The 12,744-nt window shown below is 72.2% G+C and carries 10 protein-coding genes; 5 read left to right on the top strand and 5 right to left on the bottom strand.

The features are described 5' to 3' along the window. Positions 1-849 (top strand): tripartite tricarboxylate transporter substrate-binding protein (locus N5D62_RS27715; RefSeq protein ID WP_279761312.1); only part of this gene is annotated, 849 nt, incomplete at its 5' end. A gap of 95 nt (positions 850-944) precedes the next feature. Beyond that, on the top strand, positions 945-2,039 hold the full coding sequence (locus N5D62_RS27710) for a porin (protein ID WP_279761311.1): 1,095 nt from the start codon (positions 945-947) through the stop codon (positions 2,037-2,039). Positions 2,040-2,082: 43 nt separating this feature from the next. Here the strand turns inward: N5D62_RS27710 and N5D62_RS27705 are convergent, their stop codons facing one another. After that, entirely contained in the window at positions 2,083-4,515 is a 2,433-nt protein-coding gene (locus N5D62_RS27705; protein WP_279761310.1) for a DUF3772 domain-containing protein, read from the bottom strand. 140 nt (positions 4,516-4,655) lie between these two features. Here N5D62_RS27705 and N5D62_RS27700 point away from each other — a divergent pair, with 140 nt between their 5' ends. Continuing rightward, positions 4,656-5,339 (top strand): hypothetical protein, encoded by a 684-nt coding sequence (locus N5D62_RS27700; RefSeq protein WP_279761309.1) that lies wholly within the window; start codon positions 4,656-4,658, stop codon positions 5,337-5,339. Between the two features lie 201 nt (positions 5,340-5,540). Further along, positions 5,541-6,986 carry an NAD-dependent succinate-semialdehyde dehydrogenase gene (locus N5D62_RS27695; protein ID WP_279761308.1) on the top strand — a complete coding sequence of 482 codons (1,446 nt, stop codon included), beginning with the start codon at positions 5,541-5,543 and terminating at the stop codon, positions 6,984-6,986. Positions 6,987-7,005: 19 nt separating this feature from the next. Here N5D62_RS27695 and N5D62_RS27690 read toward each other — a convergent pair whose 3' ends face one another. From N5D62_RS27690 to N5D62_RS27680, 3 genes are read right to left on the bottom strand one after another with little or no spacing between them, the layout of a single operon-like run. Beyond that, complete coding sequence (locus N5D62_RS27690; protein WP_279761307.1) at positions 7,006-9,510, bottom strand: cbb3-type cytochrome c oxidase subunit I; 2,505 nt, start codon at positions 9,508-9,510, stop codon at positions 7,006-7,008. Then, on the bottom strand, positions 9,507-10,508 hold the full coding sequence (gene coxB / locus N5D62_RS27685; RefSeq protein WP_279761306.1) for a cytochrome c oxidase subunit II: 1,002 nt from the start codon (positions 10,506-10,508) through the stop codon (positions 9,507-9,509). The genes N5D62_RS27690 and coxB overlap by 4 nt, the downstream gene beginning before the upstream one ends. An 11-nt stretch (positions 10,509-10,519) precedes the next feature. After that, entirely contained in the window at positions 10,520-10,918 is a 399-nt protein-coding gene (locus N5D62_RS27680) for a cytochrome c (protein WP_279761305.1), read from the bottom strand. A gap of 69 nt (positions 10,919-10,987) precedes the next feature. Here N5D62_RS27680 and N5D62_RS27675 point away from each other — a divergent pair, with 69 nt between their 5' ends. Next, the gene (locus N5D62_RS27675; RefSeq protein WP_279761304.1) at positions 10,988-11,884 is read left to right on the top strand and encodes a c-type cytochrome; all 897 of its coding nucleotides are present in this window, start codon (positions 10,988-10,990) and stop codon (positions 11,882-11,884) included. A 169-nt stretch (positions 11,885-12,053) separates the two neighbouring features. Here N5D62_RS27675 and N5D62_RS27670 read toward each other — a convergent pair. Further along, on the bottom strand, positions 12,054-12,744 hold a 691-nt coding region (locus N5D62_RS27670; RefSeq protein ID WP_279761303.1), incomplete at its 5' end, for a carbamoyltransferase C-terminal domain-containing protein.

The raw sequence follows: 12,744 nt of genomic DNA, 5'->3' as shown, positions 1-12,744 counted from the left end.
TGCAAGCTCGCCCAGGCCGCGTTCCAGCAGGCCGGGCTGACCCGCTCGCCGATGCGCATCACCTACATGCCGGGCGGCGTCGGCGCGATCGCGTTCGACCAGATCGTCACCCGGCGTCCGGCCGAGCCGCAGACGCTGGTGGCCTTCTCCAGCGGCTCGCTGCTCAATCTCTCGCATGGCCGTTTCGGCAAGCGCAGCGTCGAGGACGTGCGCTGGGTCGCGGCCGTCGGCGTGGACTACGGCGTCGTGCTGGTCGGCCGCCAGGCGCCGTGGAAGACGCTGCCCGAGCTGCTCGCCGCGCTCAAGGCCGATCCCGGCCGGATCAGCTTCGCCGCCGGCGGCACGATCGGCAGCCAGGACTGGGTCAAGTCCGCGCTGGTCGCCGGGGCCGGCGGCGTGGACCACAAGTCGATGCGTTTCGTCGCCTTCGAGGGCGGCGGCGAGGCGATGGCCGCGCTCAAGGGCGGCCATGTGCAGGTCTACATGGGCGACGCGTCCGAGGTCTTCGACAAGCTCTCGCCCGGCGGCCCGTTCCGCGCGCTGGCGGTGCTGGCCGAGCGCCGCCTGCCCGGCCCGCTGGCCGGCGTGCCGACGGCGCGGGAGCAGGGCGTGGACATCGTCTGGCCCGCGATCCGCGGTTTCTACGTCGGCCCGCAGGTGTCCGACGCGGCCTATGCCGCCTGGGTCGCGGCCTTCGACCACCTGATGGCCGCGCCGGCCTTCGACGAGATCCGCGCGCGCCATGGCCTGTTCCCGCTGGCGCTCACCGGCCCGGCGTTGCGCGCGTTCATCGACCGGCAAAACCGGGAATACGCCGAACTCGCCACCCGCTTCGGGCTGCGGCGCTGAGCCCCGGCCCGTCATCGCCGCCCGGACCCGCGATCCACCGGGCGCGCGATGTCCCCATCCACCGAATCCCCATCAACGACAACGAGGAGACTCCCTTGAACCTGTTCCACACCCCGACCCGATCGACGCGCCTGAACGGCCTGTGCGCCGCCGGCCTGCTGGCGCTGTGCGCGGCGCCGTCCGCCTTCGCCCAGAGCAGCGTCACCGTCTACGGCATCGCCGACGTGCTGCTGGAGTACCGCGACAAGATGAACGCCGCCGGCGACCACCGCTTCGGCGTGACCTCGGGCGGCATGAACACCTCGCGCTGGGGCCTGCGCGGCGCCGAGGACCTGGGCGGCGGCCTCAAGGCGGTGTTCCAGCTCGAGGCCGAGGTCGGCTTCGACAGCGGCGCCGCGGGCTCGTCGTTCTGGGGCCGCCAGGCCAACGTCGGCCTCGAGGGCGAATTCGGCCGCGTCATCGCCGGCCGCTCGTACTCGACCACCTACGACTTCATGCTGCCTTTCGACCCGATGGGCTACGCGCCGTTCTATTCCTGGGCCACCTCGGGCGGCCAGATCGCCAACCAGCCGCGCAAGGACGGCATGGTCACCGGCGTGTCCAACCTGATCAAGTACCAGGGCACCTTCGGCCCGGTGAAGGTCGGCGCGACCTACGCGCTGGGCGAGGTGACCGGCTCCGACTCGGCCGGCCGCTTCTTCGCGCTGGCCGGCGCGTACTCGGACGGTCCGTTCGCCGCGACGTTGGTCGTGGACCAGCGCAACGGCGCCACGCTGGCCGGCAACGGCCGCTACGACAAGGAGAAGGCGCTGCACTGGGGCCTGTCCTACGACTGGAAGCCGGTCAAGCTGTTCCTGGCGCAGCGCGCCTACAAGAAGGAATTCGCCGCCGGCGGCGCCAACGCCAAGAGCACGATGACCTGGGTGGGCGCGACCTGGCAGGCCACGCCGGCGCTGAGCATCACGCCGGCCTTCTACTTCCAGGACATTTCCAGCGGCGCCAGCGGCACCGACGATCCCAAGCTCTTCGCGCTGCGCGCCAAGTACGAGCTGTCCAAGCGGACCAGCCTGTACGCGGTGGCCTCGACCGCCAAGTCCGGCGACGGCGGCCAGGTCAGCGTCTCGCGCGACGACAACGGCTTCGGCGACAGCCAGAACAGCCTGGGCGTCGGCATCCAGCACCGCTTCTGAGCGGCCCTGACCGGGCCGGCCGCGCGCGGTCCGCGCGCGGCCGTCACGTCGCTGCGGGCGTGTCCGCGTCCGCCGCCGGCGGCGAGACCTGGCCCGGCAACAGGCCTTCGGCGCGCAGCCGGGTCAGCACGTCGAAGAGCAGGTCGCTCTTGATGCCGTAGGCCGAGCGGGGCGAGCCGACGAAACCCGAGGCGTTCAGCACCAGCTTGTCGCCGTCGATGCCGTCGAGCTGCACGTTGGGCGCCGGCGCGGACAGCACGCCGGGATGCGCCTCGAACGAGGCCAGCACCAGCGCCTTGACCCGCTCGGTGTCGGTGGCCAACGGCATCGGCAGCTTGAACTGCACCATGCCCAGCGATTCGCCGTAGGTGACGTTGCGCACGATCTTGGTGATGAACTCCGAGTTCGGGACGATCACCGTGGAGCGGTCGCCCATCTGGATCTCGGTGGCGCGCACGCTGATGCGGCGGATGTCGCCCTCGACGCCGGACAGGGAGACCCAGTCGCCCACCTTCACCGGGCGCTCGGCCAGCAGGATCAGGCCGGAGACGAAGTTCTGCACCACCGACTGCAGGCCGAAGCCGATGCCCACCGACAGCGCGCTGGCGACCCAGGCGACGCTCTGCAGGCTGAAGCCGACGGCCGAGAGCGCCGCGGCAATCGCGGCCACGGCACCGACATACCCGAACAGCGTCGTGGTCGACGAGCGCATGCCGACGTCCATCCGCGTCGTGGGCATGTAGCGCTGCGACAGCCACCCCTTGAGCAGCCGCACGGCGCCCAGCCCGATCACGAGCACCGCCAGCCCCTGCAGCAGGTCCAGCGGGCGCAGCGTCAGCGCGCCGATCTCCAGGCCGTCGCCCAGGCTGCCGGCCCGGCGGACCAGGTCCAGCGGCCCCTCGCCGTAGGGCGCCAGCAGCAGCAACAGCGCGAAGAACGCGATCGCGACGCGGCACAGGCCCGAGAGCAGCAGCGCGGTCTGCTCGCGGGTGCGGGGCGGCGCGGGACGGTCGTCGGCGGGCGGCGCGGCCTTCGCGCCGTCGGCCAGGGGCGCGGCGGGCGAGGGCGCCAGCAGCGTCATGAACAGGTCGTCGACCAGCACGCTCAGCAGGTAGGCGCCGCCGAGCACGATCAGCGCCCAGACGAACTGGTTCATCACGAACATCGCCAGCCAGACATACCCGGTGACCAGCGCCAGCAGCGCGCCGATCAGGGTCAGCCAGGCCGCGGCGCTGAGCACCGACAACCACAGCGGCCGGACGGCCGGCTCGCGCGGCGCGGCCGTGGAGGCGTCCTTGTCCGGCGCGGGCGCGGCGGCGACGCGCGCCCGGCGCAACTGCGTGACCGCCAGCGCCAGGACCGCGAAGAAGCTCAGCGAGGCCAGCGCCTGCGCGGCCCCGATCCAGGGCAGGCTGATCTCCAGCGTCGCCGCCGTCCTGGAGGTGAACCAGCCCAGCATCACCGCGGCGGCCAGCGTGTGCGGGAACCAGACCAGCCGCGCCGCGGTCTCGTCGGGCAGCGGCAGCAGCCGCCAGGAGGGCTTGCGCGGCATCAGCGCCGCCGCGCCCAGTCCGGCGACGAAGCCGCCGAACCACACGATGACCTCGACCGCGTCCAGCCAGCCGTCGAGCAGGTCCGACGGCGCCGCCGCCGAGGTCAGCGTCACCACCAGGCCGTGCGCGATCAAGCCCGGCCGCAGGGTCCGCAGCGCGACGACGCTGGCCGCGTACAGCGAGCGCCGCAGGCGGCCGACCGGGACGCGGGTCGCGCACAGGTGCCTGACCAGGCTCTGCAGCGCATAGGCGATGCCCAGCACCAGGCCCACCGCGACGACGAAGGCGATCCACGCGGGGGCCGGCACCGTGCGCGCGAGGTCGGCGAGCTGCGTCGCCAGGCCTTCGACGCGCGCCGCGTCCGCCGCCCGTTCCCGTGACAGCCCGCGCCAGAACGCCGATTGCACCGGCGACGGCGTGCGTTCGCCCAGCCGCTCGCCCAGCTGCGTGCGTCGCTTGGACTGCGCCTGCGCGACGGCCTGCTCGGCCTCGAAGCCGATCAGCTTGGCCAGCTTGATCTGGGAGTCGATGGTCGAGACCTCGCGGTTGAGCTGCGAGCGCTGGGTCGCCAGCTCCGGCGCCTCCTTCACGCCGTCCTGCGGCTGGCCGAGTTGCTCCAGCCGGGCCTGCGCGTCCGTCAAGCGCGGGGCGAGCGCGGCCGCCGCCTCCTCCGCGCGCGACTGCACGGACTGCGCGGTCTTGCGGAAGTCCTTCAGCGCCGCGTCGTCCAGCGTGTCGTTCTGCTGCTTGCGCACGGCCACCATGTCCTTGCGGGCGGCATCGAGCAGCTTGTCGGGATCGATCGGCTCGGCGGGGGCATCCTGCGCGAGGGCGGGCAGCGCCAGGGACGCGAAGGCCAGCATCAGCACGCTCAACAACCAGGCGAGCGGTCGGGTCGGGCGTCGCGGGCGGGGAAGGGTCATCCTCTCGAGGTCGAAGCCAGGGTGCCGCGGAGAGGGCAATCCGGCTGCCCGGCCGAACACTTCGCTACATCGACTTTGGTCACTGGCGCGGCGCCGGCAGGCGGATAGCGTCGCGGCGACATCATTGGGGAGAGCACACCATGCACCTGCTGCGGATCAACGCGGACTGGGCCCGACAGATCGCCGTCCTGCGCGACGCGGTCACCGAGGACACCCACCTCATCCGGTTCGACAACGGCTTCTATCGCATCTGCCGGCCCGGCAACGGACGCTTCCAGGTCCGGCTGCTGCCGGGCGACGACAAGGACGGCACCGCGTCCGGCGTGCAGCTGACGCTGCAGGAGAACGACCTCTACGTGGCCGACATCGACGGCAAGCCCTTCGAGCGCTACGCCAGCACGCTCGACCAGTTGCAGCCCGACGCGGGCGGGCTCAACGGCGCCGTGCGGCGCCTGCCGGAGACCCACGGCGTCCCGCGCTTCAAGCTGCAGTCGCTGATCGTCTTCTGCATCGCGGAGTCGCTGCGCAGCGATCACATCGCCACCGCCGTCGGGCAGATGATCCAGAGCTCCACGACCGGGCTGCTCGGCGTCGCGCCAACGCTGCCCACGCCGCGCCTGCTGGAGCAGGCCCGCTGCTGGGGCCAGGCGAGCAACGCGGTCCACGAGGCCCTGTCGCCGGAAGCGCGCGCCATCGTCGTCAAGCGGCGGACCGAGCTGACGCCGCAACAGCGCCAGTTCAGCGAACGGGTCGACATGGGGCGCATCGAGGCGGCGCTGCGCGAGCCGGCCCGGGCGGTGAAGGTGCTCAAGCGGCCCGACTGAGCCGGGCGGCCGGCCGCCTGGACGGTCGATCGGCGCCTGGGTTGGGCGCATGGCGTGCAATGGGCCGGCACTTCGTCGGGCAAGCGGCGGCCCGGCGTCGCGGGCGGCGGCGAGCGGGTAGAGTCCCCGCCATCGTTCACCCCCACGCCCGCCGTGCCGGCAGCCGCCTCGACGCGCGGGCGTTGTCACGAGGACCCCGCCATGACGACGCCTTCCTATCCCGACACCCGCCTGCTGATCGCCAACGAATGGGTCGACGCCGCCGGCGGCAAGACGATCGACGTGCGTAATCCGGCCACCGGCGCCGTGATCGGCAAGGTCGCCCACGCGGCCAAGGCCGACCTGGACCGCGCGCTCGAGGCTGCCCAGAAGGGCTTTGAGGCCTGGCGCAATGTCTCCGCCCATGAGCGCGCCGCCACGATGCGCCGCGCCGCCGCGCTGCTGCGCGAACGCGCGCCGGAGATCGCCAAGCTCCTGACGCAGGAGCAGGGCAAGCCGGTCGCGGAAGCGAAGGTCGAAGTCCTGGCCGGCGCCGACATCATCGAATGGTTCGCCGACGAAGGCCGCCGCGTCTACGGCCGCATCGTCCCGTCGCGCAACCTCGCGGCGCAGCAACTCGTGCTCAAGGAACCCGTCGGCCCGGTCGCCGCCTTCACGCCGTGGAACTTCCCGGTCAACCAGATCGTGCGCAAGCTCGGCGCGGCGCTGGCCACCGGCTGCTCGTTCCTGGTGAAGGCGCCCGAGGAAACCCCGGCCTCGCCCGCGGCGCTGCTGCAGACCTTCGTCGATGCCGGCGTCCCGCCCGGCACCGTGGGCCTGGTCTTCGGCGACCCAGCCGAGATCTCCAGCTACCTGATCCCGCATCCGGTCATCCGCAAGGTCACCTTCACCGGCTCGACGCCGGTGGGCAAGCAGCTCGCGGCGCTGGCCGGCGCGCACATGAAGCGGGTGACGATGGAACTCGGCGGCCACGCGCCGGTGATCGTCGCGGAGGACGCGGACGTCGCGCTGGCGGTCAAGGCGGCCGGCGGCGCCAAGTTCCGCAACGCGGGCCAGGTCTGCATCTCGCCGACGCGTTTCCTCGTCCACAACAGCCTCAAGGACGAGTTCACCGCCGCCATGGTCAAGCACGCGCAGGGCCTGAAGCTCGGCGACGGCCTGGCCGACGGCACGACGCTCGGCCCGCTGGCCAATGAGCGCCGCGTGGTGGCGATGTCCAAGATCGTCGCGGAGGCGCGTGAGCGCGGCGCCAAGATCGCCACCGGCGGCGAACGTGTCGGCAATGCCGGCAACTTCTTCGCGCCGACGATCCTGGCCGACGTGCCGCTGGACGCCTCGGTGTTCAACGACGAGCCGTTCGGACCGATCGCGGCGATCCGCGGCTTCGACACGCTCGAGGACGCCATCGCGGAAGCCAACCGGCTGCCGTTCGGGCTCGCGGGGTACGCGTTCACCAAGTCCATCAAGAACGCGCACCTGCTGGCGCAGCGCATGGAGGTCGGCATGCTGTGGGTCAACCAGCCCGCCACGCCGTCGGCCGAAATGCCGTTCGGCGGGATCAAGGACTCGGGCTACGGTTCCGAAGGCGGGCCCGAGGCGCTGGAGGCTTACCTCAACACCAAGTCGGTGTCGATCCTCGGGGTCTGAGCCGCCGGGCGCATTCGCGTCACGACACCAGGCGCGGCCACCACACGGTGACCGCGCCCTGCACGCAGATCCAGCCCCACAGCAGCACGACCGCCTCGCGCGTCGCGTGTTGCCGCGGGCGCACCAGGCCCGCCGCGAGGCGCGCGCCGTAGTACAGCGCCAGCATCGCCGCCACCGCGATCTGCAGTCCCTGCAGCGCATGCAGCGCGGCCAGCGTCCCCGTCCACGCATCCAGTGTCGGCGGACGCTCCGACGGCCATGCGCTCATCAATCCGCTGTAGAACGCCAGGACGGCCAGCGCAAGGCCTGGCACCAGCAGCGCCGCGCGCCATCGGCCGACCGGCGCGCGCCAGGCCCCAAGGCCCGCCCACACGACGAACGCCAGGCTCAGCGCATAGCCCAGCGTCTGTAGCCACAGGGCACTCGCGTCCGCGAGGCCCACCCCCGGCGGCGGGCACACATCCAGCCGCATCGCGACATGCAGGTGCGCGAACGCCATCGACGCGAAGATCGTCGCCTCCACCACGATCAGGATGACCACGCCCCAGAAGGCCGGCGCCTGTCGCCCCGACGCGCCCATCGGCAACATCACGCCCTGCGCCGCCTCCGCGTCCTCGAACGGCGGCGCCCGGTCCGTCTGCCACAGCCACGCCCACAGCGACACGACCGCCAGCACCCCGCCCAGGACGGTGCCGACCAGCGCCTTCACCGTCATCAACAGGAAGAACGCCGCCGTGCCCACCGCCGCCAGGAATGGCCACAGGCTGTCCTTGGCCAGCATCACCACCCGCAGCGGATGCGCCTGGACCGGGCTCGTCAACAGCGTCTCGCGCCCGCCGCTGATCGTCCCTGGCAGCCAGTGCGCGCCGGCCTCGACCTCCTCGTGCAACTCGGGCCGGTGCCACAGCGGCTCGTGATGCTCGACATGCGGGATGCTGCGCGTGCCGTAGGGTTCCGACGGCAACCATTCCAAAGTCGACGAGCGCCAGGGATCCTCGTGGTCCTGCTCCGGCCCCCGCTGGCTGCGCACCAGGTCCACGACGAACAGCAGCACGCCCGCCGCGATCACGAACGCGCCCGCCGAGGACAGCAGGTTCGGCCACTCCAGCCCCAGCCCCGCCGGATAGGTGTGGACCCGGCGCGGCATGCCCAGCATCCCGGCGATGTGCATCGGGAAGAAGGTCAGGTGGAAGCCGCCGAAGATCAGCCCGAAGACCCAGCGGCCCGCGCGCTCCGACATCGCGCGGCCCTTCCAGAGCGGGATCCAGTGATAGAGCGCAGCGAACATCGGCAGCACCATCCCCCCGATCAGCACGTAATGGAAATGCGCGACGACGAAGTAGGTGTCGTGCACCTGCCAGTCGATCGGCAGCAGCGCCAGCATCACGCCGGTCAGGCCGCCGATGACGAAGGTGACCAGGAAGCCGACCAGGAACAGCGTCGCCGTCGTCCACCGCAGGCGGCCGCGCCACAGCGTGCCGATCCACGCGAAGACCTGCAGCGCGCCCGGGATCGCGATCGCGACGCTGAGGATGGACACCAGGCTCATGCCCAGGCCGCCCAGGCCGGCGGTGAACATGTGGTGCAGCCACAGCAGGAAGCTGACGACGCCGATCGCGACCAGCGCCGCCGTCACCGCATGCCGGCCGATCAGCGAGGTCCGCGCCAGCGCCGGCACCATCGTCGAGACCAGGCCCGCCGCCGGCAGGAAGATGATGTAGACCTCCGGGTGGCCGAAGAACCAGAACAGGTGCTGCCACAGCAGCGGATCGCCGCCGCGCGTCGCGTCGAAGATCGGCCAGTCGAAGGCGCGCTCGATCTCCAGCAACGCGGTGCCCGCGATCACCGCCGGGAAGGCCAGCACGATCATCCCGCCCACCACCAGCATCGACCACGCATACACCGGCATCCGGCCCAGCGTCATGCCGGGCGCCCGCGTCATCAGCGTCCCGGTGATCAACTCGATCGCGCCGGCGATCGCCGAGATCTCGATGAAGCCGATGCCCAGCAGCCAGAAGTCCGCGTTCAGCCCCGGCGAGTAGGTCGCGCCGCTCAGCGGCGGGTACATGAACCAGCCGCCATCGGGGGCCAGCCGCCAGAACAGCGTCGCGTAGAACGCCAGCCCGCCGATCGCGTACATCCAGTACGAGTACGCCGACAGCCGCGGGAAGGGCAGGTCCCGCGCGCCCAGCATGTTGGGCAGCAGGTAGACGGAGATCGCCTCGACCATCGGCACGGCGAAGAGAAACATCATCACCGTGCCGTGCATCGTGAACAGCTGCTGGAACAGCGGCGCGTCGATCAGCGTCTGCGACGGCGCCGCCAGTTGCGCCCGCATCAGCAGGGCCAGCACGCCGCCCAGCAGCAGGAACACGAAGGCCGTCGCGATGTAGAGCTTGCCGATGAAGACGTTGTTGACGCTGCCGATCCGCCGCCAGCCGCTGGGCGGCTTCCAGGCGGCGCGCAGGCGCTCGAGCTCGTCGTCCGGGCGCGGCAGCCGGTTGGACGGGCGGGCGGCGGTCATGGTGTCGACGCCACCAGCGGGCGGTCCGTCGCGACGCCGGCCGGCGGCGGCCCGGCGAGGAACTCGGTCAGCGCGTCGATCTCGTCGGCCGGCAGGTGTCGGTAGGACGGCATGCGGGCCCCGGGCTTGGCCTGCTGCGCATCGGAGATCCACTGCCGCAGCGCCGTGCGGGGATCTCCGAGCGGATCGCGGTTGCGCAGCGCGCCGGCGCCGATCCACAGGCGGTCGGCGACATGCGTCAGGTCCGGACCCAGCGGCGGCGCCGTCAACGCGGTCCGCGCCGGATCGGCGCCGTCCAACCCGCGCACCGCGTGGCAGGCGGTGCAGCCGTGTTCCCGGAAGAGCGCCGCGCCGCGCAGCGCCTGCCGGGAAACCGGCACGGGCGCGTCGGCGGCCTGGGCGCGGCGCCAGCGGTCGAAGTCCCCGGGCGCCATCGCCACGACCTGCAGCACCATCGCGGCGTGCTGCGCGCCGCAGTACTCCGAGCAGGGGCCCCGGTACACGCCGGGGCGGGCCGCGGTGAAGGTCAACCGGTTCAGCCGTCCGGGCACCAGGTCGACCTTGCCACCCAGCGCCGGGACCCAGTAGCTGTGGATCACGTCCTCCGACGCCAGCGTCAGCGTGACCGGTCGGCCGACCGGCACGCGCAGCTCGTTGGCGGTGGCGAAGGCCGGGGTGCCGCCGTCGGCCTGGTATCGCAGCGACCACCACCACAGGTGGCCGGTGACGGCGACCCGCAGCGCGCCCGGCGGCGACGGCGCGTCCAGCCCGCGCGCCTCGCGCTCGCCGTGCAGCAGCAGGCCGCCGAAGACCAGCACCGGCAGCACGAGCCCGCCGACCCATAGCCACAGCGCCGGCGGGAGCGCGCGCCGGTTCTTCCACCACAGCGCCGCCGCCAGGCAGGTCATCGCGAACAGGAAGGCGAGGGCGCACACCACCAAGGTCGTGTTCATCACGCCGGCGAGGGCGTCGGCCTCGGGGCCGGCCGGCCGGAACATGCCGCCCGCGCTCATTTCAGCGACAGCAGGTAACCGGCGACGTCGCGCGCGTCCTGCTCGGACAAGCCCAGCCGCGGCATCGTCGTGCCGGGGACCTGGCCCGGCGGGTCCAGCAGCCAGCGCTGCAGCGTTTCCGGGGTGTTGGGCAGCTGGCCCGCGATGTAGGCGCGCCGGCCGAAGCGCGCCAGTTCCGGCGCGCGTTGACCGCCTCCCGGCACGCCGGTCACGACGTGGCAGGACCCGCATTGGTAATGCGTCATCAGCACCCGGCCGCGGTCGAGGTCCGCCGATTCCACCTGCCAGCGGCGCAGCGGCTCGTCGGGCGCGGGGCCGCAGCCGAGCAGCAGCAGGCCCGGCAGCAGCGTCGCTGCCGCAAGAACGGAGACGGGCAGGGCATGAAAGCGCGTCATGCGCGCTCCCCGGCACGCGAAGTGCCCGCCCCGGCAGCGGTCCGGCATCGCGCTTGCCTCGCAGCGCCCATGAGTGAACCGCCGCGCCGTCCGTCCCCCGTGAAGGTCGTCCTGGCCGCCGTCGCGGCGGCCGGCGCGCTGGCGGCCGGCGGGGCCGTCGCCTTCGTGTGGTTCGGCGCCTACGACGTGTCGGCCACCGGGCCGCACCTGCAACCGGTGCATTCGCTGCTGGAGTTCGCGCTCAAGCGCGCCGTCCAGCGCCGTGCCGACGCGCACCCGCCGCCGCCCGATCTCCTCACCGCCGAGCGGGTGATGCAAGGCGCGGCCTGCTTCCGCGACCGCTGCGTCGCCTGCCATGGCGCGCCGGGCGTGGCGCCGGAGCGCTTCTCGCTGGGCATGCAGCCGGTCCCCAGCTCGCTGATCGAGGCCACCCGCCACTGGCGTCGCCAGGACCTCTACTGGATCACCCGCAACGGCATCAAGATGAGCGGCATGCCCGCCTGGGAGTACCGCCTCGACGACGGCGAACTCTGGGCGGTGGTCGCGTTCCTCGACGCGTTGCCGCTGCTGACGCCGGACCAGTACCGCGCGCTGACCTCGGCGCCCACGGTCGCGGCCGGCGGCGCCACGCCCGCGCCGCCGCGCTGCGACGGCATCGTCGAGGTGCCGGCGCCGCTCGATCCGCCGCTGACCACCGCCGAGCTCGCGCGCCGCGCCTTCCGGCAACACGGCTGCACCGCCTGCCACACCATCCCCGGCGTCGTCGGGCCCGACACGTCCAACGGGCCGCGTCTCAGCGGCCTCGCCGGCCGCGATCGGATCGGCGGGAAAGCCTTCCCCACCGAGGACGGCATCGCCGCCTGGATCCGGGATCCGCAGGCCATCGATCCCCATACCGCGATGCCGACGCTCGGGATCAGCGAGACTCAGGCGAGGTTGATGGCGAGGTATCTGCTGGACCATTGAGCGCCGGCGCCGGCGCTGACGCCGAAGCCGACAAGGACGAAGACACCGACTTCGAGAAGCCAGGCGCGGGCTCTTCACGACGCGGGGGGCGTCCCTCCGGGAACCCCCCGCATCATTCCGGCCCCACCCACACTCGCTGACTCCGGTTCTTGGCGAGGCGTTTGCCTGGTCACTTCTCCAAGATGAACGAGCCGATCACCAGGGCGTCGAGCGGCGTGCTGAAGAAGGCCTCGATCGCGGCCTTGGGCGTGCCCACGATCGGCTCGCCCCGCACGTTGAACGAGGTGTTCACCAGGACCGGCACGCCCGTCTTCTCACCGACCGCCTTCAGCAGGTCGTGGAAGACCGGGTTCGTCGCGCCATCCACCGTCTGCACCCGCGCCGACCGGTCCGTGTGCAGCGCCGACGGGATCCGGGCCTCGCGGCCCGCCTTCACGCCGTAGACGAAAAGCATGAACGGCGACTCGCCGTCGTTGGCCTGCGCCGGCTCGAACCAGTCCGCCATGTCCTCGCGCGTCACCGCCGGCGCCACCGGCCGGAAATCCTCCCGGTCCTTCAACTCGTTGAGCCGCGCCTGCATGTGCGGATCGATCGGCGACGCCAGCAGCGATCGCGCCCCCAGGGCCCGCGGCCCGAACTCCATCCGGCCCTGGAACCAGCCGATGATCTTGTTCTGCGCCAGCAAGGTCGCCGTCTCGGCCGCCACGTCGTCCACGCGGCGATACCGCAGCCGCGCCCACTGGAGCAAGGCCTCCACCTCGGCATCGTCGTAAGCCGGGCCCAGGTAGGCGTGATCCATCTGCCAACGGCGCTCGGCCAGCGCCAGGCCGTCGCCCTCGCCGCCGCCACCCGTCGCCTCG

The sequence above is a fragment of the Mitsuaria sp. GD03876 genome (genome assembly GCF_029840635.1).
Lineage (GTDB): Bacteria > Pseudomonadota > Gammaproteobacteria > Burkholderiales > Burkholderiaceae_C > Roseateles.
This window is presented reverse-complemented; position numbering and strand designations above follow the sequence as displayed.

What these genes read in the sequence shown, in the direction of transcription:
- N5D62_RS27705 (WP_279761310.1), bottom strand. Translation starts at nt 4,515, where the DNA reads ATGACCCTTCCCCGCCCGCGACGCCCGACCCGACCGCTCGCCTGGTTG.
- N5D62_RS27700 (WP_279761309.1), top strand. Translation starts at nt 4,656, where the DNA reads ATGCACCTGCTGCGGATCAACGCGGACTGGGCCCGACAGATCGCCGTC.
- N5D62_RS27695 (WP_279761308.1), top strand. Translation starts at nt 5,541, where the DNA reads ATGACGACGCCTTCCTATCCCGACACCCGCCTGCTGATCGCCAACGAA.
- N5D62_RS27690 (WP_279761307.1), bottom strand. Translation starts at nt 9,510, where the DNA reads ATGACCGCCGCCCGCCCGTCCAACCGGCTGCCGCGCCCGGACGACGAG.
- coxB (WP_279761306.1), bottom strand. Translation starts at nt 10,508, where the DNA reads ATGTTCCGGCCGGCCGGCCCCGAGGCCGACGCCCTCGCCGGCGTGATG.
- N5D62_RS27680 (WP_279761305.1), bottom strand. Translation starts at nt 10,918, where the DNA reads ATGACGCGCTTTCATGCCCTGCCCGTCTCCGTTCTTGCGGCAGCGACG.
- N5D62_RS27675 (WP_279761304.1), top strand. Translation starts at nt 10,988, where the DNA reads ATGAGTGAACCGCCGCGCCGTCCGTCCCCCGTGAAGGTCGTCCTGGCC.